Source organism: Pseudoalteromonas luteoviolacea, from assembly GCF_021654285.1.
GTDB lineage: Bacteria > Pseudomonadota > Gammaproteobacteria > Enterobacterales > Alteromonadaceae > Pseudoalteromonas > Pseudoalteromonas luteoviolacea_J.
Window position 1 is genome coordinate 1 of the sequence record NZ_JAKFZS010000030.1, and the last position, 23,919, is coordinate 23,919.

The window sequence follows — 23,919 nt, forward strand, 5'->3', positions numbered from 1 at the left end:
TACCGACGTGAAATCAACGACTCTTATTACTTTAATTTTCATACTTCCCTATATTTTCAGCTTCTGCTTTGGCCAACTATTCCAATATGGTTGGCAAGTAGTAGGCTCTCCCAGCTCCTCAATTTCCCCAAAAGAAAAATCAGCGTACTCATACCCAAACGTTTCAGACTTATGGAGCCAGCTTAATCCAACTTCTTTTTCACCAGTACAAGCATAAAAATCCCCTACCCAAGCAGCAGCTTCAGGATGTTTATTTTCTGCGGCCCATAAATAGTATTTAAAAGTGTCACTAGAGTTCTTTTTTTCTAAAATTACCCCGATTTGATAACTTGACTCAGAACTATTGTGCATTTTCATAGCTTGCTGTAATAAAAAAACACTTTTGTCAGTATCTTTTTCTATTTTTAAATTTTTCAGACCTAGTTTTAATGACTTATGTCTATAATTGTCATACCACCCTAAAGAGAAAACACTTGCTAAATCTAATAATTGCTGCTCACTTAATTTTTTATGCTCTTGATAGAGTGAGTTAACATTGAGAGTAAAATCTTCTTTACTTGGAGTTTTATTAATTTTATTTAATAATTCTTTTGCATCTAAAAAATTTTGCTCACTTAGTTTTTTAGCAAAATAAATTGCTCTTTCTTTCTCGGCTTCGCTTTTAGCTGTAGTTTCAGTCGAGATTGCATAAGCACTAGCGATTGAATACATAGCATAGGAATAGCCACTATCGGCTGATTTATTCACCCAGTATTTTGATTCTTCTCTCATTTCTAAACTCGATATTTCATCGTAGGCGATACCTAATACAAACTGGCCCCATATAAACATAGCTTGAGGGTCTTCATTATCAACTTGTGCCTTTAAATAAATAGCTTCAGGTGATGGGTTGTCTTTACTACCAAACTTATGGGTAAAGTGTGTACCAAACAATAATGCCATATCCATTTTACCTTCTTCAAAAGTAAAACAAGTATCAAGAATCATTTTGACATCAGTGCCTTTCAAACTTTTTAAACAGTCACTTTTGGCATAAGCATCAAACGAAAATAACCAAAGTGAAAAAACAGCAAGGTATTTATACATAAATAATCCGCAAGGGTAAGGGAAGCTAATATCACAACATTACAATTAATATAGGAAACCTTATAACTTAGTCGTACTATCCCTATATGAATTCTTTAACATTATATTGCCATTTCATGAAGGCAATAAGCAGCAATGGTACAACATTAAACCTCAAAAAAAGAACCCCATCATTATAATAAAGTCTAATATATATATTAATATTCTTTTCCTGCTAATTTTTTGAAGTTTTATGAAATAAAAGATTCTCTTTCCTATGCAAAATCAACTTAACTCTTTCCATTCATATACCATCGTTGCAATGCTTGAAAGTCATATAATGTCTCGCTCTTTGAATCAAAGATTTAAGGTGTTCAATAATTTGTCAAGCCGTGACTATCGGTTCGTCTTTAATAGCAGTTAACCCATTACATATTTTTCATACGCAGTTAAGATCGCCTGCTAATAATATGCTTTGAGCAATTGGGACTAAATACACAAAAAACCTCAGCTTTTGCTGAGGTTACCTTGTTATCTAAGACAGGATTGTTACTACTCACCTAAATCAACAACAACTACTTTTCGAATACACCTTGCTGCCTTAATCACAAATGCGTTAAATAAGCAGTTTTTGTGCCGATGCTAGTACTGAGCTGCACTTTTGTACTAAAGCCTTAATTGTTTTAGTGATGGTTAGTTTACACCGTCAAGTTCAAGTGAAGTCAACGACTTTGATCCTTTTGACGCAATACAGCCCACAAACAGTTCTAGTTTTAATTACGACTAACTACTGTGCAAGTATAAAGCCAAGGGGCTGAGACACTCACGTTTTTGCAGCTATGCACCCAAGAGTTCGGGTGAACTGCTCGCGCCCGTTCTGCTGCATCATCAACCCCTTTTGCATACCCTATCCAGGTAGAAGTCCCAGCAAAAACATTGGCAGAAAATAATACAACAAGACTAGTTAATGTAACTTTAGATAAAATCGCTCTTTTCATGGTCATTCCTTTATTTAATGTATTGAACTCAAATTAATTGCTCTTAATGAACATTCACTCAAACCTAGAGTGAATCTCAATCATAGCAACCAAATACAATTAGTCCAATGTTTTTACTTATTATGAGAACTTATAAAAACCCATCGAGGCCTCCACAAAAAAACTTAATAAACTGATTTAAATGGAAAAGTTGGATGTGTACTTCTCTAAAACTCATGGAGGTAATGAAATAACCAATCCAAAATAATTCACTTTTAGTGCAGATCGAACCTAATAGGCTATGACTTTAAATCAACGACTCTGAACATTTTTGATATTAATGGCCACAAAAAATGCACAGGCTAAAAAGCATGTGCATTTATTACTTACAAAGTAGATTCTAATTATTTATGAGCGCTTTTGCTCTTCAATCCAAGTATTCACTCGTCTTTCCAGTATCGATAATGGCATAGCGCCGCCACCTAAAATTGTGTCATGGAAGCCTCTGATATCAAATTTTGCACCGAGTTCATCTTTTGCATGTTCTCTCAGTTCAAGAATTTTTATCATACCCACTTTGTATGATGTAGCCTGTCCTGGCAAAATCATGTATCGGCGAATTTCTGAACGCGCAGCGGTCTCGTTTATTGGCACATTATTCATAAAGTAAGAAATAGACTGCTCTTCAGACCAACCTTCTGCATGAATACCAGTATCAACAACTAGTCTCACTGCACGCCACATTTCATTCGATAAACGACCGAAATCACTGTAAGGGTCTTTATAGGCACCCATTTCTTTCGCTAGCAGTTCAGAATACAGTCCCCATCCTTCAGAATATGCTGTAAATTGTGCTTTAGTTCTAAACTCCGGGATCCCTTCTAGCTCTTGCGCGATAGACAATTGCATATGGTGACCTGGGTTACCCTCGTGATAAGCAATCGACTCCATTGTATTTTTAGGCATCGATGTCATATCAATCAAATGGGCATAGTAAACCCCAGGACGAGAACCATCTTTGGTGCCAGGCATATAGTGCTGCGCTGCGCCCGGTTGCTCACGAAATGCTTCAACTCGCTTAACCACCAACTTTGATTTAGGTAAGATCCCAAAATAGTCTGGTAGTTTTTTGTTAAGCTCATCTAAATAGGCAATAGAATCATCAATGTACCCTTGCCTGCCTTCATCGTTGTTCTCATAGAAAAACTGAGGATCACTGCGGAAAAATTCAAAAAACTCCTGTAAAGAGCCTTCAAAGCCAACTTGATCAATAATTTGCATCATTTCTCCTTTAATGCGGGATACTTCATCAAGTCCAATCTTATGAATTTCATCTGCTGTTAAATTGGTTGAGGTTTGATCTGCTAGCCTATAATTATAAAAAGCCTTGCCATTTGGAAGGTCGCCAACACCATAGCCATCTTGTTGTTTCAAGTTGCCCATATCTTGCTCAAACCAATTTATAAGCGTTGTATAAGATGTTTTAAATTCACCTTGCAACGCAGCTTTCGTTTGCGCAAGCAACTCATCGCCTTGTGTTTGATTAATCGTTTTATCATCAATCAACTTTTGTACTTTGCGTTTGGCATCTGACCAAAGGGGCGAATCTTTATCACTCTCAATAAATGGGGCACCATTGATGATACTTTTAGATTGGCCAATTACCCCCTCATAAGTGAATTTAGGTGGCCTAATGCCTTTTTTCGCTCTAGATTGAGCCTGACCAAGTAGCTCAATAATCGCGTCAGATCCTTTAACTAGACGAGTATTGTACGCATGCATGTCTTCAATCGTGTCTACTTTATGGTAATTAATCATAAACTGGACGAAAAATGACTGAATACCGAACATATGATTAAACACATATTCATTTTCAAAAAACTTCGCTTGCTGTTTTTCTTGCTCATACTCATAAAGCCAAAGATCATAAGAGATTTTAGCCTCATCATCTAATTTACTGTAATCAAATTGCGATCTTAGCTCAGCAACCGTGCCCGCTAACCACGCCAGTTTGCGCTTTTCAGCTTGCTCAGATACGTCATCGATTTGGTCATATTTATCTTTTCGACCATAAATCGTCATCATAATTGGGCTCATTTGCATTTCTTGTTCGTATTTTTCTGCAAACCAAGCATTTAATCTTTGCGTCTCTGCCTCTACGGCACTTTGACTGTGGGTTTGTGCTGTAGCATTGACTGAATTAGTACCGGTGCCAGCCTTATTTGCTTGACATCCAGCTAACACTGCCACGACAGTAATTGCAATAATGGATTTGTACACTGTAAGTCTCTCCTTTAATTTTTCTAGCTACAGTAAATAAAAACCACATTTATTCCAATATATTAGATAAATTTAAATGTAACTAAAAATGAATTAAGTTACAAAAATTACCCAACTTATTTGTCGTAAAATAGTCAATTAACTTTGTCGATTTTGACTGTTCAGAACTAATGCAAGAGGTTATCGCTGCTTCATCAGAGCGACGGCAAGGCCAGAGCTGACAAAAGTAAGGCCTGCCGAAATATTTAGCCCCTGTAACACTTTGGGCCTATTAACCAAAAACATCTTTAGCTGCGTCGAAAAAGCGCCCATTAATCCAAAACCAAGCGTAGTCAGTAACGCAAACCAAGCACCATATACCATCATTTGGATCGAAACACTGCCTAAGCTTGGGTCGATAAACTGAGGAACAAACGCAAGTACAAAAATCCCCGGCTTTGGGTTTAATGCCGCGGAAAAAAAGCCTGTGGCAAAAATGGTTTTATATGACTTTGCTTCTACAGGTTCGATAATAATCAAATTTCGATTAAGAAGCACCTTAACGCCCAACCAAACTAAATAACTGGCGCCGATAAATTTAACGATGTAAAAAGCAATATTTGATGTCTGAATTAATAACGTCAATCCAGCCGTCGCAGCAAATACATGAAATAAAATACCTACTCCAGAAGCACTGGCAGAAATACAGGCTGCTAATCGCCCTTGGCTTATCCCTCTCGCGATTGCCAAAATGTTATCAGGCCCGGGAGAAATAACGAGTAGAAGACATGCTGTGGTATATGCAGTAAATACATCGAAAGGAAACATAAGCCCATCCTTGTTATTAATTTAGGTAAGAGGGCTTATTGTATTAAAAGTTCAAATATAATTATGACAAATGCAGTAATATTGCCTGACGCTCACTTTTACGCATCTTTTTGACAACTAACAAGAATGAGTTGTCGATCATGCGTTCTATCTCTCCTTTAGGCACAGTACCATCAAGAATTACCGTATTCCAATGTTGTTTATTCATATGGTATCCAGGAATAACAGCGTCAAATATATCACGCAGCGCATGGGCTTCATCAGGGTCACACTTCAAATTTAACCACCAATGTCCACCTTGCGATTGACGCATTTTTTCTGGCGCAAGCGTTGCAAACATTTTGTCTTTTACCTTATATACATCAACGCCCTCGCCAAACGGTTGGCTGACGCTACTAAAAGGTTTTGCTAAAAGATATTCAGCAATAGTCTTAACACAACCCATCGCCTATTCCTTTCCAACAAAGCGCACTTGTGAAATATCGAGCAGAGCAATAAGTACAGAGTCTTGATTAAATAGCTGACTATAGTGTTTTGCCAGTACGTTAGCCGCAGCAATGTCTTCAGCAGAGGCGTTATAAACAGTCACTACTTTTGTGTGTTCTTTCTTACCTTTGTAATAACCTACCGCATCGACGATACTAAAACCTGAAAATGTGGCCGCTAACTGGGTTGATTCAAAATGCTGCCATTGACTTGCCGTGATATGTCCTCCACTTGGAATGGATAATCCAAAATACATTTTTAGCCCTTCACTGTGCGCTTTCACGTTGGCTGTTACTGTATTTGCAGTGCTTTGTTTTTTTATCTCGCCAGTACTGGCGCAACCAGACAGTAACAAGATCGCAAGGCAAAAGCTCAAGCTAAGCGTTCGCATATTCATTCCTTAAGATTTATATGGTTTTAAACATGAATTAATGAAAGACCATACAAGATGGTGAAAAAGCACTCAAGAATAATTTATAATGTAGGGGCTATGATGAAGCAGCATGACAGTTGCTGCTTCGAAAAAATATGGTTAAGCGTAACGCTTTAAATATTTTTTAACTTTTTTCATCGCCATTTTTTGTTTTAGCGGTGAAAGGTAATCAATAAACAAATTGCCGTGAAGATGGTCGATTTCATGCTGCATTACAATGGCTAAAAACTCATCACTCTCAACTTCAACTGGGTTACCCATTCTATCTTGCGCTGTGACCTTTACAGACGTAAAGCGCTCAACTTCAGCGTAGTAATCAGGCACTGATAAGCACCCTTCCTGACCCTTTTCTTTATTTTTACCTTCAGTGATTTCAGGGTTGACCAAAATAAGAGGTTCATTTCTCTCATCTGAAATATCGATAATTACAACCGCTTCGTCTCTACCCACTTGTGTTGCAGCCAAACCTATCCCGTCACTTGTCGCGTACATGGTTTCCAACATGTCATCTATCAAGGTCTGAACAGAATCGAAATCAGTTACTTTTTTTGCTTTTGTTTTTAATCTTGGATCGGGGGCTGTTAAAATTTCTAGAACTGCCATATTTTACGTGCTTTCCATAATTCATATTGAAAAATTTAAATAACTTTAAGTCATTTTATATGTAAGGGTTAGAGTTGCTAAAAACGTGTACGCAACCAAGCTGGTGGATCAAACCAACATTTGCAAATTTAAAGGAATCAATATACAAATGCAATCTAAGCGCAAAGTGCCGATTTTGAAAGACTTTATGCAATGTATAGCTTACTATACGACTATAAAATCGCACTACTGTAAGCGAATAAAGAAGGCGCGCCACCTGTGTGCCAAAACAGTACCTGTTTATCATTTGGAAGCTCTCTTTTTTGAATTTTATCTACCATGGCAGCAAAAGCCCTTCCCGTATAAACAGGATCGAGTAAAATCCCCTCTGATTTAGCCAATAGTTGGATCGCTTCTTTTTCTTGTGCCGTCAAAACACCATAACCTGTCTCTAAATAACCTTTATCAAGCACTACCTCATCAACTTGATAACTTTGCGGTAAATTTAAAAATGAGCACGTTGAATTTGCAAGCGCTAGTACTTTTTGTTGAAAGCTATTGGCTTCGTTTTCAGCTTTATCAATCTGTATGCCAATGAGCTCATATTTATCTCTCAATAAAGACTTGGCTATCATCAGACCGGCATGTGTACCACCCGAGCTTGAGGCAAAAAAGACATGACTTAAATTATCAACACCTATTTGTGTCGAAAGCTCAAAACCTGCTTCTATAAACCCACATACCCCTAATTCATTCGATCCCCCATACGGTATCACATACGGTGAGTGCCCCGATGCTTTCAGGGTTTCGACGAGATTAGGAATGTCTTCTCCTTTTCGATTTTCCTTGGTGAAGTGAATATGTGCACCAAACAACTCATCAAGTAATAGATTTCCATTGAAGTTGGCAGGTTTTTCTCCTCCCAATAAAAGATGACAATCTAACCCCAATTTCGCAGCAGCTGCCGCTGTTTGTCTGCAATGATTGGACTGCTGAGCGCCTGCCGTTATTACCGTATCACAGCCTTTTTTAATCGCACCTCCGAGTATGTACTCAAGCTTTCTTGTCTTATTTCCGCCAAGCGCAAGGCCAGTCAGATCATCCCGCTTCATTAATATATCAGGACCACCTAAAACTCGAGTAAGATTTTCAAGTTTAATCACTGGTGTTGGCAGATAGCCTAGTTTGGCTTTTGGTAAGTGCTGCAAGATTGAGCATTTTTGCATGATGAAGTCAGCTTTACAGTTCATTAAAACACCCTTTTTAACACGGTGTATAATTAGTATGCAACATTTCGAAATACGTGTTTATACTAGAACAGTAAATTTTATTTATATTAATGATACAATTTGACTAAATAGTGATTTTATAAAAGCAGTATAAAATGGATTACGCCAACAAAAAGCCTAAAACTCGTTTTGATGACTAGTAGATATTTGTACATATTAGAAATTAATAACTAAAGACCTTAGTGTAACTGTCGATATGTAAACCAATAACAAGTCTTCTATATAAGGATTATGTAATGAAGATAGCGAACCAAAGTAATTTTCCGCCACCAGCCCCCAATAACGCATCAAACAAAAATCCTTCATCTATGGATGCTAAACCCATTACTGATGAAGTAGAGACACTAGCAGTGGCACACGTTCAAAATACATCTCATGACGACCAACATATAATCAATGACCCAAATGTTGGCGAAATGACGCTTGAATCCCATACCTATGACCCTGAACGACTCAACAAAGTCTCCCAAACGTTATATTTTGGTGGTGTCGCAGACTTGTTTAGGGATATGCAAACACACTATCAATCATTTATGAGCGAGTTAAAAAGCACAGACCCAAAACTCGCCGAGTCAACAGGCTGGGGGTTTTCAATTGATGAAATAGGGGAATTTGTCGTCAGTGGTGCAATCAGTCACGAGAATAAAAGCTACCTAGAAGAAAAACTCAATCAAAATGAAGACCTACTTGAACTTGCAAAGCAAGTCCCTGCCCTATTCATGCAAAGCTTAGCGTACGATAGAGGCGCTGATGGCAAAGGCCCTGCTTGGGGAAAATTTGATGTCAATGCAGAAAACTTTAAAGACATCATAGATTTTAAAGAGGTGTTCGATGAATCTTACAGCTCGATGGGAGATATTAGCTTTTTCAAGGGCAACTTTGATGTTTTAAAATACGCGCAAAATGTAGGTGAACAACTGCACAATAAGGCTGAAGTCAAATTCGGCTACTAAAATAATAGGTTTTCGGACAATATGGGCTTTGTCCTTTATAAATCATCAGTAACTACATTTACGTTGTTAAGTCGACAGGAAAAGCCTTGCTCATTTATATTAAAAAAATCAATGGCAGCCCTGTCCATACTATTACTCTTATTGTGATAAAACCACCACGGTTTAAGGTATTCGACTATTAAATATATAGTTAGGGTTAAAGCCTATAAATTTTTTAATTAAATAAGCTATACATACCTATGTACTAACTACAGAGCTAAACAATTTCATAACTGTTTCGTCCTTAAAATAACTTAAACAAAGGAGTAAACTTATGAAGCAGCTCGCTTTCCTATTGATGTGTGCCTGTAGCTTTTTGGCCAATGCCTCTTACCTTGACTATAAATATGAACACCTGCCTACTGAACATACTATTTCGTCTTCAACACTCGGTGAAGAGCGTACTGTGTGGGTAATTTTGCCTGAAGGCTACAATGCGCCAGAAAATAGCGACAAGCAATACCCTGTTATTTACACAACTGACGGCGAGAACTTGCAATATTTAACTGGTCACAATATGTGGTTCTTACAACGCTCAAACATGTTACCAGACGCAATTTTGGTCGCTATCAATACTCGTCATCACAGAGCGCGCGATTTAACCCCAACAGAACCTAAAAATAGTCCAATTCCAGTCGCAACCGGACAAAGCCACCAACTAAAAGCCTTTATCAAAGATGAGGTTATCCCGTTTATTGATAACACATACCGTACAGATGACTTTAGAGTGCTGTCTGGTCATTCACTTGGCGGACTATTCACAATCACTAGCTTATTATCAGAGCACATGCAGCCTCTATTTAAAGGCTATGTCGCCATTGACCCTTCACTGTGGTGGGACGATGGTATCGTTGCAAAGTGGGTTGAAGCAGCAGAAGACACATTTGATGAAAAAGCCTTCTCTGTCTATATCGTAGCTGCACATGAAGAAAACATTCCTCCTGAGCACCAAGCGCTTTACTTGCAGCACATTACAGCAATCGATGACGCCGCAAACAGCCTGATTGATACAGATGCGACCACAATTCGATACGACATTACCCATGACGAAAACCATCGTTCAGTATTACATGTCGGTGTATTTAGAGGATTAAGAGAAGTCTTTAAATGCTACCCAAGCGTTTGCCCAAAAGCAGACGAAGATGAGTCAGAACAGGATTAAACAAGGACTGATAAAACACATTAGGCCTGCCATACATCGAGGTGCCCCTTGCACCTCTTTTTTTCAAAGCAGATTAATCAATAAACCCATCGTGCTGCTGACCTTGATCACCAATTTCGTCCCAGCAGGCTTTTGAACTCACCCACATGTGATGAACCACCTTAGCGCCCACTAAATCGTCGTTTGCGATTAACCCTACCGGCACATACATACGCTGCTCATCGTTTTTACCAGGCAGGTTTGATCCACACTGTGTACAAAAACTGCAAACCCAGTCATGATCTGGTTTATGCCAAGTTTTGATTTTGTCGGTACCTGTCAGCCAAGCAAAGTGTTTGTTATTCACCACAGCAACCGACACACCATTTCCGCCACTTGTTTTTCGGCAAATTGAGCAATGGCAAACATAAATATCCGTTATTGGTAAACTGATATCAAACTGCACTGCGTTACAATTGCAACTACCTTTGACCATATTCAACCTAATTACATCACACACTATCTGTTTCTATTGTATGAACATTTTTGAAATTTAAACACCCTCTACCCTGCTTAATCTTAGCGAACCTGACATTCCTTTTCTAAACTTAGAGCATTCAACCTGCATAGGCACAGTACTATGGCATTTAGCACAGGGCTATTGATCCTGCTGTTTGTTATCTTCGCACTCTTTATTGGCGCATTTGTGCGGCATATTTTAAAAGGCACACAAGTCCCCTACACGGTTGCGCTCTTATTACTAGGCATTGCAATCGGGTTGCTACAAAGAGCAGACTTGTTTAATGCATACGCCCCAGAATTTGGCCAGAGTTTATCTTTGGTTGCCGAAATAGACTCTCACCTATTTTTATATCTGTTTTTGCCGACGCTCATTTTTGAAAGCGCATTTGCCATGGAGGTGCATTTATTCCGCCGCATGTTTACGCAAATCGCTATTTTGGCCGTCCCAGGTTTAATGCTCGCGATTTGGTTAACAGCAGAGCTCATCTTTGCCATTGTGCCCGATGGCTGGGGCTGGAGCTGGGCCATTTGCCTAATGTTTGGTGCTTTGATCAGTGCCACAGATCCGGTGGCTGTCGTCGCGCTGTTAAAAGAAGTCAGTTCTAGAAAGCGCCTTGAAACCCTCATTGAAGGCGAGTCGCTGCTCAACGACGGCACGGCAATCGTGTTCTTTTCACTTTTTTTTGTATGGGTTAGCGCCACTTACAGCGGTGATATCAACGCTGGACTTTCATCGCCTTTGCATGTCACTGCTGAGTTTTTACAAGTTGTATTAGTAGGTCTGGCAATAGGCTTAGCCGTAGGTGGTCTATGTATTATGTGGATAGAGCATGTATTTAACGACCCAATGATCGAAATCTCTTTAACCATAGCAGCTGCCTATTCAGTATTTTTTATTGCAGAGAACTTTCACGTTTCGGGGGTAGTTGCGGTTGTCACGTTAGCCATAATGTTTGCAAGTATCGGTCGAACTCGGATCAGCCCCGAAGTCGCTGGATTTTTACATCATTTTTGGGAAATGATGGCCCACATGGCCAACACACTTATCTTTTTACTGGTTGGCATATTGGTCGCTATCCGTGTACCACTAAATGATATGCAAGCATGGAAAATGCTGGCATTGCTTTACGCGGGTATTTTAATCATTAGGGCAATCTCTATCACCGTGTGTATGCCAGCCCTAACGAGATTAGGTATTGGTATTAATTTTCCAAAAGCTGCGGTGCTGTGCTGGGGTGGACTGCGCGGTGCGGTGTCATTAGCCTTGGCGCTGGCCGTAGTCGCCAGTGATGTCATACCAAAAGAAATTGGTGATCGGGTGCTGTTTTTATGTGCAGGCATCGTAGTCTTAACCATATTAGTCAACGGCTCCACAATGGGCTGCTTACTTAAAATACTCGGCTTAAACTCATTACCGCCAGCAAAACAAGCAACTGTAGACAAAGCCCAAGGCACAATCAATAATGAGCTACACGAGATGCTGCCTGTGATGATGACCAACCCATTTTTGCAAGGCGCAGACTGGGAAACCGTAAAGCAAAAATCGCAACTACAAGCACTCAATGAGACCGAAGCAAATAATAAAATAACCACAGAAGAGCTCAACACGGCATACAAAAGGAGACTACTCGAGACTGAGCGAAAACATTATTGGACGCAATTTGAACAAGGGATGTTGAGCAAGCAAGCTACTAGCAAATTAGTTGAAGCGGTTGAATCTGCCCTAGACGGTGAACCCCAAATTAGCCCAAGAACCTCCATTTATACGGTATGGCAAACCCCCAAATGGTTGCAACCACTGAGGCAATATTCATGGTTAAACAAGCTCTTATTGACCTTTTATTTTAAGAAACTTGCCTTGGGTTACGATATTGCTCGGGGGTTTATGCACGCACAAGAGGCACTGCAAAGTCATGTGCAAACCTTAGCGCCCAGCCAGTCTGCTGCCAATTTAGTGTTAAAAGATGTCAAAGATAACAAAACACGCACACTTGAGCGTATGAACAAATTACATGAGAGCTTTCCAGAGATTATTCAATCCCTGCAGACACAAGCTGCGACTAGGTTGTTGCTCAATCGCGAACGCGCTGTCATCAATGCACAGCTTAAGCAAGCTGTGTTAGATAAGCCCGAAGCTCAAAGGCTATTAGCATGCGTTGAAGACAAAATGGCCAACCTCCAAAGTGAGTCAATCTTCAAAACGACCAAGCAACAACAATTTACTAATGATATTCCTTGGGCTAAGAACTTACCGCTCGCCACACGTGAAAAACTATCCGCTTTTGTAGAGCATCAGGTTTATGAAGCGCAGCAAGTAATTTGCAACGAAAACCAGCCGCTGTCTAAAATTGGCGTTATTGTGAGAGGAAGCGTTAAAGAACAATGGAACGTATCATCAGGTAATGACGTAAAGCACACTTGTACAAATAAAGGGCCCGGCGAATCAATTGCCCTAACCGCATTGCTAAGCGGTGCATGCGCAACCGACATCACCAGTGACACCCCTTGTGATATTATGTGGCTACCTTGCGACAAGCTTAAGCAATTAATGCAAAATGATAGCCAATTAACTCAAGTAGTTTGCAAGTTAATGCAAGAATATACTAACTAATTGTTTTATATTTATTCGTTGTGCTAATACGTTCTAGCTGCTCAATTAACTGCATAACAGAGTGTTGGCTATAGACTTTGATGCCTTTGGATCTGAGCAGTTGTGCAGTAACGCCAGCACCGGTTACTTTCTTACCAGAAAAAGTGCCATCATATATTTTTTCGCTTCCGCAAGATGGGCTACCCTCTGCCAAAACCGCGTATTTTATTTGTTGTTGCAAACAAATTTGCAGCGCTTGATGGGCACCATTTAAAAAGGCATCTGTCACATCGACTCCATCATCCCCGACAACACGCGCTTGTTGGTGGATGACATCACGCCCTTCGCCTCCGATAATTTCCGCCGGCGCTCTAGGTATCGGTAAACCAGCAGAGACTTCTGGACAAAAGCCAACAAGCTTGACGTTTAGATCTAACCAACGCTTATCTGACTCATCCAGCGATAAGTTACTTCCGTTATACCTTACTTTATTGCCCATTAAACAGGCACTCACAAAGACCTTTTGCATCCATACTCCACATTTAAATACTGCACTGACTTCTATATACCCATAAAAAGTACACATAGCTTATTATAATAGAGTAGTTATTTAACACTAAAGAAATATTTATTCTTTAAATATAGAATGGACAACTTAAACCACCTAATTCATAGCATTAAAAAACAACAACATGCAAGCTTGATCCCATTTTGCATACGTATTCAATGGAATGTTCCTCAAAGCGCCTTATATTGTAAAACTCATGTAAATGAGAGGCACAATAATGAAAAATATAGTACTACCAATCGTCGCAAGTGTTTCGGTACTTGCATCAAACAGCACCTATGCTACGCCTAGTAACACAGGTGCACCAACCACATTTGTTCACCTGTTTGAATGGTCTTGGCCTGATGTCGCAAAAGAATGTGAAACCTTTTTAGGGCCACAAGGCTATGCGGCAGTCCAGGTTTCGCCGCCGAGTGAACATATCACCGGGAGTCAATGGTGGACAAGATATCAACCTGTTAGCTATCAACTTATCAGTCGCGGCGGAGATAGAGCTGCGTTCATCGACATGGTATCTCGATGTAAGGCTGCAGGGGTCGATATTTATGTCGATGCGGTGATAAATCATATGGCACACGGAAGCGGTACCGGGGTCGCAGGCAGTCAGTTTGGTAACAAACAATATCCCATCTACAGCCCAAATGACTTCCATCAAACCTGTGCAATTAACCCTGAAGATTACGGCAATAACCCATGGCGCGTGCAGCATTGTGAATTAGTGGGATTACACGATTTGGACACCGATTCACCTTATGTGCAGTCGCAGCTTGCAAATTACTTAAATGACTTGCTAGATATTGGCGTTGCGGGCTTTCGTTTAGATGCAAGCAAGCATATGCCTGCGAACGACATCGGCGATATTCTAGGTAAACTCAATAAGCAATCTGTGGTGTTCCAAGAGGTCATAGATCAAGGTGGTGAAGCTGTTCAAGCTTCCGAATACTTTCAAAATGGCTTAGTCACTGAGTTCAAATACAGCATTAAACTCAGCGAAACATTTAAAACAGGTCAGCTTGCTTGGCTTAAATCTTTTGGTGAGCAATGGGGCTTTATGCCAAGCTATAAAGCCGTTGTATTTTCTGATAACCATGACAATCAACGCGGGCATGGCGGTGCTGGCTCTATAGTCACCTTTCACGACGGCAAACTATATGAACTGGCCAATGTGTTCATGCTTGCCTACCCCTATGGCTATCCAAAGGTAATGTCTAGCTATGAATTTTATGGCAATACCGATGCCGGCGGCCCAACTGTGCCCGTTCATCAAGGTAAGAATTTAAATTGCAACGCACAGCACTGGCAATGTGAGCACAGAAAGCCCTTTATCGCAGGCGCAATGCGCTTTAGAAATCATACCAATGATGACTGGTCAGTACAAAATTGGTGGGACAATGGTAATAACCAAATTGCTTTTTCGCGCGGTAATTTAGGGTTTGTGGCCATCAATAGAGAATCAAACAATATGAATGTGAGGTTGGCAACCGGTCTCCCTGCGGGCACATATTGTGACGAGCTTTCTGGCGGTAAAAGTGCGGGATATTGCAATGGCAGAGCAATTACGGTTGATGGCGATGGAACTGCTCAAATATCACTGTCCTCTATGGATGCAATCGCTATCCATCACCAAAGTATTGCCACAGATACCCCTAATGACGGCGACGGAGATTGGCAAAGAACCGTTGTATTTATAAAAGCACAAACACAAAGCGGCCAAGATATGTTCGCACGCGGCGGCTTGGACCACAATGCAGCGTCACAGCGTGGATTGCAATGCGACCAAAATCCTGTACTTTGCCAAATTCCAATTAGACACCTAAACCTCAGAAATCAAACCACTGCACCATGGAAATCAGGAGATACCTACCTTGACTGGCAGGCAACTGAACCTGGTCAATCAAATCAAGCCCAAGGGACTGCTTTAGATTGGACAACCAATGTTTGGCCTGCAAATTGGGGTGAAAAGAAAAGCTACGATCTTCATGGATTTGGTGAGTCAGATTTAAACCAATGGGGCCCGCACTACTGGAAACTTGATGTAGAAATGGATTGCAGTCAAACTCACCAAGGCTGGTTCGAGCTAAAAGCATTTGTCAAAAATGGTCAAGGATGGGAAAGTGATATTATCCAAGCAAACCGACCTTATGCTAGCAATAACCACTTCGCGCAGTGTGGTAAGCTAAATGTATTTGAGTTTGGTAAAAACACCCACCTCATACAGGCTCTCTAGTGTTAAGATAACACCTTAAAATTTGTGTATGGCAACCGTTTTTGGTTGCCATTTTGCATACGTATTCAATACGATTATTACCATAAGACCGATATATTGTCTTTCTCAAAAAAATGAGAAATATAAGAATGAAAAATAACCGACTCCCTACCCTAGCTGGACTTGCACTCATTGCATCTACCAATGTGAATGCATCGGGGCATACCCCTAACACATTTGTACATTTGTTTGAGTGGTCTTGGCCCGATATTGCCACTGAATGCGAGACGTTTTTAGGACCTCAAGGTTACAAAGCAGTTCAAGTATCACCGCCTAATGAACATATCGCAGGCGAACAGTGGTGGACAAGATATCAGCCCGTCACTTATGAGCTGAACAGTCGAGGTGGCAACAAAGCGCAATTCGTCGATATGATAAAGCGATGCAAAGCGCAAGGCGTGGACATATATGTCGATGCAGTTATTAATCACATGGCACACGGTAGCGGTAAAAGTATTGCTGGCAAGTCTTATGGCAATAAACACTACCCTATTTACTCTCCTAAAGATTTCCACAAACCCTGTGCTATCAAAGGCACCGACTACGTAAATAATGCGTGGCGCGTGCAAAACTGTGAACTTGTTGGCCTGCACGATTTAGATACTGACTCTGTCAGCGTTCAGGCAAAAATCGCCAGTTACCTAAACAAACTTACAGGCTTAGGCGTGGCAGGATTCAGACTTGATGCCAGTAAACACATGCCCACTGAGGATATCGCCGCAATTTTAAAACAACTCAATGACTCACCGCTTATTTTTCAAGAAGTCATAGATCAAGGTGGTGAAGCAATCACATCAGTGCCATATCTCAGCAACGGCATGGTCACAGAATTTAAATACAGCGTTAAACTGAGCCATGTTTTTAAACAAGGGAAGCTTGCCTCACTTAAAACCTTTGTTAAAGACTGGGGCTTAATGCCCAGTGAAAAGGCCATCATATTCACAGACAACCACGACAACCAGCGTGGTCACGGTGGTGCTGGCGACATCGTCACGTTCAAAGATAAAACATTGTATGACCTTGCTAACGTATTTATGCTGGCCTATCCGTATGGTTATCCAAAAGTGATGTCCAGTTACGAATTTAACGGTGATACCGATGCTGGCGGGCCAAAAGTGCCTGTTCACCAATCTGGTAAACTCAACTGCCAAGACACCTTGTGGCAATGTGAACATAGAAAGCCTATGATCGCTGGCGCAATACGTTTTAGAAGTTACACGGCCGACAATCCAACCATCTCAAATTGGTGGGACAATGGTAAAAACCAAATTGCGTTTTCACGCGGAGATCTGGGCTTTGTCGCGATTAATCGTGAAGATAAAACAATGCACGCCACGCTTCAAACCGGTTTACTACCCGGCACATATTGTGATGAGTTGAGCATAGATACTAATCAAGGGCCGTGTATAGGGAGATCTATCACTGTAAAGCAAGACGGCACAGCTTTAATACAACTAAAACCTATGGATGCAATCGCCATACATCACCTTGCACGATTGAAGTAGTATGGCCTTGGTGCAAATCGCTATTGTGCGAAAAATTAATGGCACAGCGCGAAGCGCTGACATTCTTTTCGCACAAGGTGATTGACGTGCAAAATGTAACGACTGCGAGCGAAGCGAGTACGTTCAATTTGCGCAAGGTGAATATCGTGTGAAAGGTTAATGACACGGCGCGAAGCGCTGACATTCTTTTCGCGCAAGGTGAAATGAGCCATTTTAACCAAACAAAAACAATACCCCTATTAACCCAAAGCAGATCCTCTGCTACGTCATTCCGGACTTGCTCCGGAAACCATAGAATAGTCAAAGAAAAAATGGATCCTGAATCAAGTGCAAAATGTAACGACTGCAAGCGAAGCCTGTTAATTTGGCTTTGTGCAAGGTGAATATAGTGCGAATGGGTAATGTGTACTAGCTCATATCTGATATCTGACTTACAGTTTTAGTGCGTAGATTTATACTTCATGTGACAGGCAGCTATGAGCGAAAAACGGACGGTCGTTCTAATTTATTTTTGGACAAACACCCTGTTAATAGGCTAAATATAGTTGGGTAAAATTAGCTACAAAGGAACAAACGCTAACTATATTTTGTCCTTGCTAAACAACTTCTTAAATTTCATTTTGTACTCAACAAATATCCTGCTTTCCAAAGTGGTCAACTGCAAAGCTAAACAACACCTTAATCATGAAAAACATACTAACCATTAGGAACCAAAGTGGAAGTGACAAGCAGATTAATAAAAAAATGCCATAACACATTAAATTAGCAGCAACAAAAGATTGAATTGACTTCCCCTTTAAAGCATTGACTATAAATGCAGACACGATAGTGTAGCACCAAACAATTATTGCACTACTCATTGACTCAGAAAGCAACCATGCAATAACTACAATATGAACATGAATGGCGATAAAGATAAGGCGATTTTTGGGGCGATTAGAGTAAAACTCATTAGTTCCATAGCTAAAGTTAGCAATGCAGCCAGCCAACACATCACCGATTAATAGAAAAGCTATGATTGATTTCCAATTATCTAGGCTTATATCTGCAACTGAATAAACAATCCAACTTCCAAGTAAGGCAAATACAATAGTACAGCAAACCTCTAAAATTGATTGTTTTTCACCAAATACTTCGAAAAGAAATTCTGGGGTTTTAAAGTACCTCATTGTCTGTGTACCACTTCCTTATATGAATTAGTGTGATTACCAAGGGATACTGACGGTATAAGTACCAAGCGATTTTGACGTGATCACCCTATCAATGTTGTCGAGTTTCGGCAAGTTTTGCTAACCGTAACGCAGTAGTATTCATATTTTCCTTCAGCCAGATATTGCGAACGCCGCTAGCATGTATGTTAGAACCAAAACGGACAAACACACTTTAAAGAGCGAAGTAATTTTTATAGATAACATTCCAAAACAATGGGCTCTTCACCATAAAAAATTTGTGCCTGTACTATTTTGGTTTCTTGACTAAGCAATATTCACTCAGAACCGTTGATACATATCTTAAGTGGATTTCTTCCTATATTCACTGTCATGGTAGAAACAAAAATCCATACTGAAAAATAGTACATAAAATTAGCGGAAAATGAATCATGTACTTATTGTTTTCCAGAGTAAAGCCTGCGAATTTATAGTTAAACCTTTGGGAATTTAAAGAATAATACAAAGAAAAAACGGCGAACACATAATAAAAAAGAGAGGCGACAATAGCTGACGAGGTTAACCAAATCCCTTTTAAAAGAATAATTTCAAACCCTAAGTTAAATACGAAAGGGAATGAGCTAACAATAAATGCTACAGCTACTGTAATTGAGATACTTTTTTCGTTCAAAATATCCTCCCTAAGACATAACGCCAAGCGAAACGACAACGTCAGCTGTCAGGTTGCGCGCCTTGTTATACTTTTAACCCCAATAACTTTCTCGATATTTCAACATACTCTGGATTCCCTTTACCATTTAACGCCTCGATTAAGCCCTCACGACCTGATTCAATTAACGGGCTTTTTTCTGAAATAAGAATTTTAAGTGTATTTGATTTAAACCAAGGTATTGCCACTTCCTGGAAAGCCTGAAACATGGCGTCAGCACATAATTGAATTGATTCTTCAGTATTTTCATACTTGAAGCTCGATTCGTAAGGGTGTAAATCAATATCTGGCATACCATTTAATGCAACATGTTCACGAGAGTCATTAAGTGCCCGAATCAGAACATGCATTCTAAATGTTGGCCCAAACGTATATTTGTGGAAGTGAATCACATGCGCAACATGTCCTGCCTCCTTTGAAAACCAATTACTACGTCTAGTAAAATCATGCTCTCTAACCAATTTGTTAAATCTTCGTAACACTTTTTGACCATTAGCCTGTTCAATTTTCTTTGCTTCTTTCTCAGCAAGGTATTGCTCTTTCTGCTCTGCTGTTAGATGGTCAATTAATTTAAATCCTTTAGGAATCACTTCCCTCTCCTTGCAATGCATAACGCGTACGGATGGTGATTTTAGGCGCGTTTAGGCCGGAACGGACTGCGACTAATATTCACTATGACGCATTTCTTATGTATTGATTTAATCTTTATTTACAGTGTAGCCTACTGTTTTATTTGCTGAAACACTAAATTTTACGCGAGATACTTTTTCATTTGCGATATTCCCACTTGCAGATAAATCTGCATCAGCAACAAATAATTTAAACTTTCCTTTACCTTCACCTTTAGCTTCAAGCTTTGTTGTAACGGCAACATCAAAGTTAATTAAGCTATTTTTGAGGTCGTCTTTTGAATCCTTTAAAACATATTTAGCATAAAGGCAATGGTCATTCACATTAAGCTTTTTATTTGCAGCTTCGATGCCTTGTGAAATTTCGACTAATGTTTCTTCGATAAACTCTTGAAGGTTCACACATACTCCTTAAAACAAATAACGCCTTTATAAAATGAGAAAAATAGCAGGATAAAGTTAGCGACGAAGGAGCGCAAGACATACGTTTTGCGTTCACTGTTTAATTAACTTGTTATATTGCCCTACGCCCAATCTAAATTGCAAGGCAATTGATAGCTACTGAATTCTATATGAACTACACGCCTATTACTGGGGTTATTGGATTTACTTGATGAATGCAAAAGGTGTGGGCGTATGATCAATGCATCGCCGGCTTTAACCACGCACGAAAATGCTGGTTGGTTTTGAGTGATTGAGTCAATTTCATTTTGAGTCAAAATACCTAATTTATGACTATTAGGTATAACTTTTAAACAACCATTATCCTCATCACAATCATCCAAATGAATCCTAAACGCAGCCATTTTATTTAAAACATCTATAGATGGTTGAACGTGGTGTTTACCATCTTTGATACTCCAAGCTTTCCAGCCTTCAATATCAGCTTTTGTATTTACACAAATAGTTTTATCTTGATGCCAAGTAACCAACCAATTATACTCTGGCGTTTTATCAAAGAAAATTACTCTTACCAAATTAGCCTTATCCATTAAAATAGATTCAGCCATTTTCGTTAGTTTTTCAGATGAACATAATTGTTGAATAGTTTGGAATTTATCATTAGCCCCACGGATACCGTACTTTGGGTAGGTTTTAGGAAATTCATTTACTTCTGCCTTTATAGATTGCATTTCACATTGAGATAGAAAGCTCTCTAATATCTCAAAGCCGTTTTCGCTAATATTCAAGTTTCACAGCTCCCTTAAGGCAATTTAACGCCGTAAATAAACGGCTAATAATAGTTGGCTATAATTGATGAGGTACGAACCAAGTCAAGCTTTTTGGTTCCGCTCATAATGCACTTGTTAGGTTTCAGACCTAGTTTAAGCACTTTATTTTTCTGCAAGCCAGATTTCACAAATTAAAATTAAACCTACTATAGGCGGAAGAAAATAGACATAGCTACCAATGGATATATCCCAAAAATCACCATTTAAAAAAACTGGTGGCCAAGTCCATACAATCGTAAGTGCAGCAATTGAAGAGCCACATCCTACGGTAATTCCCAATGTTAACCACGCCTTAATTTTTAGCTTGCTAATTGGTAGATTTAACCAAGTGAAAGTGGCCGTACTTAAACCAATAAAGCCACCGAGAGTAACCACAAACAAATCTAACGATGCAACTTCACCTAGTAGGACCGATATTCCTGATGCAGTTAAACCCAAAATTGCTGGAATACCAGCTAAATACCCACCAGCACCAAAGAATAAGTACCACAGTTTACGCGTAGTCAAATTCATGTTGAAACCTAACAATTTAATATCGACCCAATGGGTCGTTTTTCTACCAAACCATGGGGCATTTTCCTCAATGTACCAGTTTTATCACAATAACTAACTTGTTACTATATTTATATTTTTTAATCATTATAGACATTATGGAAAGATTCAAAACGACCCACTGGGTCGTTTTCTTGACTATGGGAGAAACGCAGCGATGCTGTATATAAATACAGTTACCTTTTAGAGCTAACTTAATGAGAAATCATTCACCATTGTTAAAACGCATCGTCGAGTTTATGTTGACTAAGCAATATTCACTCAAAACCGTTGATACATACCTTAAGTGGATTTCTTCCTATATGCACTGTCATGGTAAGCGCCAATCTAAGTTGCGAATTGTTATGACCCCCGAGGAGGTTAAACGTCTCATGTCGTTTTTAAGTAAACGATATTATTTAATTTCAGGTTTAACGTGCAAATGTAATGACTGCGAGCGAAGCGAGTGCGTTCAATTTTCACAAGGTGAAGTGAGTCATTTTAACCAAAGATGACCAACACCCCTTTAAACGCACCAACCCAGTAGTAGTGGGTTAAGCATGGATCCTGAAACGAGTTCAGGATGACGGATTTGGGTTAGATGTTTAACCGATAAGAAAGCAACATCATGACCCCATCTATTAACACATCGCTTATTCTCTTTACGTCATTACGGACTTGCTCCGGAAACCATAGACTAGTCACAGAAAAAATGGTTCCTGAATCAAGCTCAGGATGACAAGGTCATTTACGTGCAAAATGCAACGACTGCGAGTGAAGTGAGCAATTTTATCGATACGCCTCTGTTAAACCAGAGCAGATTCTTTCTACGTCATTCCGGACTTGCTCCGGAAACCATAGAATAATCACAGAAAAAATGGATCCTGAATCAAGCTCAGGATGACGAAGAGATTAACGTGCGAAAAGATAATGTGTACTAGCTCATATCTGACTTACTACCTAAGTGAATAGAGTTAGACTTCACCTGACAGGCAGCTATGAGCGAAAAGCGGACGATCGTTATAATTCATTTTTGGACAGAAACGTTTTAAGTCGTCTGTATTTAGGTGAATTTCGCGTAAAAGTTTCTATGGGCTAACGGCTAATTAACGAGCTAATATAGCTTAGATAAACTGTGGATCGCAGCTGCGCTAGCTTTAGCAGTCCCACTTTAATGGCATGTAATATGTATTAATTATCCACAAAAATTAGAAATAAAAAAGTCAGTGCTAGAGTAAAGTTCAAGTACAGTGCGAACTTAATATTTGTTTGTTTAACAAAACGCCAAATTTTAGGGTTATATAGAAAGTTGATTGCTTTTTTTTGGTGCTCCCATTTTGAGCTGAAAACAACACCATCATATAACTTCGTTGCCAATTTAGGGATTAGTCTTCTGAAGCTAGCTAATATATAAAATTGCAATAAAACAGAACTGAAACCGATAATTATTGGTGAATATTGGAACATAAAGAACACCAAACCTTAGAGTGCATATAACACCTTAATAAACGGCGAAAAATAGAGGATAAACTAAGCAAAGAATGAGCGCAAGCCTGCTGTTTTGCGTCCATTTTTTAATTAAATTGTTATATGCCGATTAAAGCCAAGTCTTGCCAGATATCCTCGTAACCATCAGCAATTAGAAACCGATGCCCAGGAGGTAATGCTAAATAAGGCACTATTTGAGGAAGGTATTTATCAATATGGCTGACGTATAATGGTTTGAAGAAGTCTGCTTCATCGCTCCATTCTTCACCGCACCAGATATACCAACCACAAGTTCCATTTTCTGCAACATGCCTTAGGCCATTTATAGGAAGCTTACCGATTGTTTCAATGGCAATTCCCAATTTTTCCTTACTATTACAAGGCGTATATTCTGCATCGAATTTCGCGCAAATATCTACCTGATTACTCATTGACTTCCTTAGGCATATAACGCCTTAATAAACGACGAAAAATATTAGGCTAAAATAAGTGACCAAGGCGAAAAAAAAACGGACACGAAACAAAAACGGACAGACACATTTTTAAAAGCGAAGCAAATTTCGAGATATCATTCCAAAACAATAGGCTCTTCACTATAGAAATATCGAGAAGTACCTTACATTAGATATTAACTTCAAATAGGAATATTTTCATTTTA

Annotated in this window: 20 protein-coding genes and 1 pseudogene; 5 read left to right on the plus strand and 16 right to left on the minus strand. The window is 39.5% G+C overall.

Features of this window, described 5'->3' with window-relative positions; translation table 11 throughout:
• Positions 1-48 precede the first annotated feature (48 nt).
• The 8 genes from L1077_RS21985 to L1077_RS22020 form a co-directional block, all read right to left on the minus strand.
• Positions 49-1,086 (minus strand): hypothetical protein, encoded by a 1,038-nt coding sequence (locus tag L1077_RS21985; RefSeq protein ID WP_237139013.1) that lies wholly within the window; start codon positions 1,084-1,086, stop codon positions 49-51.
• A gap of 752 nt (positions 1,087-1,838) precedes the next feature.
• A complete protein-coding gene (locus L1077_RS21990; protein ID WP_237139014.1) occupies positions 1,839-2,063 on the minus strand; it encodes a hypothetical protein in 225 nt (74 codons plus the stop codon).
• 387 nt (positions 2,064-2,450) lie between these two features.
• Entirely contained in the window at positions 2,451-4,322 is a 1,872-nt protein-coding gene (locus L1077_RS21995) for a DUF885 domain-containing protein (RefSeq protein WP_237139015.1), read from the minus strand.
• Between the two features lie 180 nt (positions 4,323-4,502).
• A complete protein-coding gene (locus L1077_RS22000) occupies positions 4,503-5,129 on the minus strand; it encodes a LysE family translocator (RefSeq protein ID WP_237139016.1) in 627 nt (208 codons plus the stop codon).
• A gap of 61 nt (positions 5,130-5,190) precedes the next feature.
• Positions 5,191-5,574 (minus strand): MmcQ/YjbR family DNA-binding protein, encoded by a 384-nt coding sequence (locus tag L1077_RS22005; protein WP_237139017.1) that lies wholly within the window; start codon positions 5,572-5,574, stop codon positions 5,191-5,193.
• Between the two features lie 3 nt (positions 5,575-5,577).
• Positions 5,578-6,006 carry a DUF3574 domain-containing protein gene (locus L1077_RS22010; RefSeq protein WP_237139018.1) on the minus strand — a complete coding sequence of 143 codons (429 nt, stop codon included), beginning with the start codon at positions 6,004-6,006 and terminating at the stop codon, positions 5,578-5,580.
• Positions 6,007-6,147: 141 nt separating this feature from the next.
• Entirely contained in the window at positions 6,148-6,651 is a 504-nt protein-coding gene (def, locus tag L1077_RS22015) for a peptide deformylase (RefSeq protein WP_237139019.1), read from the minus strand.
• A 212-nt stretch (positions 6,652-6,863) separates the two neighbouring features.
• Positions 6,864-7,880, minus strand: a complete 1,017-nt coding sequence (locus tag L1077_RS22020; protein ID WP_237139020.1) for a D-cysteine desulfhydrase family protein — start codon at positions 7,878-7,880, stop codon at positions 6,864-6,866.
• Positions 7,881-8,155: 275 nt separating this feature from the next.
• Here L1077_RS22020 and L1077_RS22025 point away from each other — a divergent pair, with 275 nt between their 5' ends.
• Complete coding sequence (locus tag L1077_RS22025; RefSeq protein WP_237139021.1) at positions 8,156-8,872, plus strand: hypothetical protein; 717 nt, start codon at positions 8,156-8,158, stop codon at positions 8,870-8,872.
• Between the two features lie 313 nt (positions 8,873-9,185).
• Complete coding sequence (locus L1077_RS22030; RefSeq protein ID WP_237139022.1) at positions 9,186-10,073, plus strand: alpha/beta hydrolase; 888 nt, start codon at positions 9,186-9,188, stop codon at positions 10,071-10,073.
• Positions 10,074-10,146: 73 nt separating this feature from the next.
• On the opposite strand, the gene L1077_RS22035 is transcribed toward L1077_RS22030, so the two are convergent.
• Positions 10,147-10,548 (minus strand): GFA family protein, encoded by a 402-nt coding sequence (locus L1077_RS22035; RefSeq protein WP_237139023.1) that lies wholly within the window; start codon positions 10,546-10,548, stop codon positions 10,147-10,149.
• 144 nt (positions 10,549-10,692) lie between these two features.
• On the opposite strand from L1077_RS22035, the gene L1077_RS22040 reads away from it, so the two are divergent.
• Positions 10,693-13,185: a cation:proton antiporter domain-containing protein gene (locus tag L1077_RS22040; RefSeq protein ID WP_237139024.1), complete on the plus strand. Its 2,493-nt coding sequence runs from the start codon at positions 10,693-10,695 to the stop codon at positions 13,183-13,185.
• Here L1077_RS22040 and L1077_RS22045 read toward each other — a convergent pair.
• Positions 13,178-13,693: a DUF523 domain-containing protein gene (locus tag L1077_RS22045; RefSeq protein ID WP_237139025.1), complete on the minus strand. Its 516-nt coding sequence runs from the start codon at positions 13,691-13,693 to the stop codon at positions 13,178-13,180. The two genes, L1077_RS22040 and L1077_RS22045, sit on opposite strands and share 8 nt — an antisense overlap.
• Positions 13,694-13,949: 256 nt before the next feature.
• Here L1077_RS22045 and L1077_RS22050 point away from each other — a divergent pair, with 256 nt between their 5' ends.
• Positions 13,950-15,959 (plus strand): alpha-amylase, encoded by a 2,010-nt coding sequence (locus L1077_RS22050; RefSeq protein ID WP_237139026.1) that lies wholly within the window; start codon positions 13,950-13,952, stop codon positions 15,957-15,959.
• A gap of 128 nt (positions 15,960-16,087) precedes the next feature.
• Positions 16,088-17,497 (plus strand): annotated as a pseudogene (locus L1077_RS22055) (alpha-amylase); the annotation flags it as partial.
• Between the two features lie 632 nt (positions 17,498-18,129).
• Here the strand turns inward: L1077_RS22055 and L1077_RS22060 are convergent.
• The 6 genes from L1077_RS22060 to L1077_RS22085 all read right to left on the minus strand — a co-directional run bounded on the left by L1077_RS22060 (position 18,130) and on the right by L1077_RS22085 (position 23,692).
• A complete protein-coding gene (locus L1077_RS22060) occupies positions 18,130-18,672 on the minus strand; it encodes a hypothetical protein (protein ID WP_211037352.1) in 543 nt (180 codons plus the stop codon).
• A 735-nt stretch (positions 18,673-19,407) separates the two neighbouring features.
• A complete protein-coding gene (locus L1077_RS22065) occupies positions 19,408-19,971 on the minus strand; it encodes a hypothetical protein (protein WP_211037351.1) in 564 nt (187 codons plus the stop codon).
• Positions 19,972-20,079: 108 nt separating this feature from the next.
• Positions 20,080-20,412, minus strand: a complete 333-nt coding sequence (locus L1077_RS22070) for a hypothetical protein (protein ID WP_211037350.1) — start codon at positions 20,410-20,412, stop codon at positions 20,080-20,082.
• Between the two features lie 122 nt (positions 20,413-20,534).
• Positions 20,535-21,200 carry a phytanoyl-CoA dioxygenase family protein gene (locus tag L1077_RS22075; RefSeq protein ID WP_237139027.1) on the minus strand — a complete coding sequence of 222 codons (666 nt, stop codon included), beginning with the start codon at positions 21,198-21,200 and terminating at the stop codon, positions 20,535-20,537.
• A 144-nt stretch (positions 21,201-21,344) separates the two neighbouring features.
• Positions 21,345-21,755, minus strand: coding sequence for a hypothetical protein (locus L1077_RS22080; RefSeq protein ID WP_237139028.1), 411 nt, complete (start codon positions 21,753-21,755; stop codon positions 21,345-21,347).
• 1,604 nt (positions 21,756-23,359) lie between these two features.
• Positions 23,360-23,692, minus strand: coding sequence for an immunity protein Imm33 domain-containing protein (locus L1077_RS22085; protein ID WP_237139029.1), 333 nt, complete (start codon positions 23,690-23,692; stop codon positions 23,360-23,362).
• Positions 23,693-23,919: the final 227 nt, after the last annotated feature.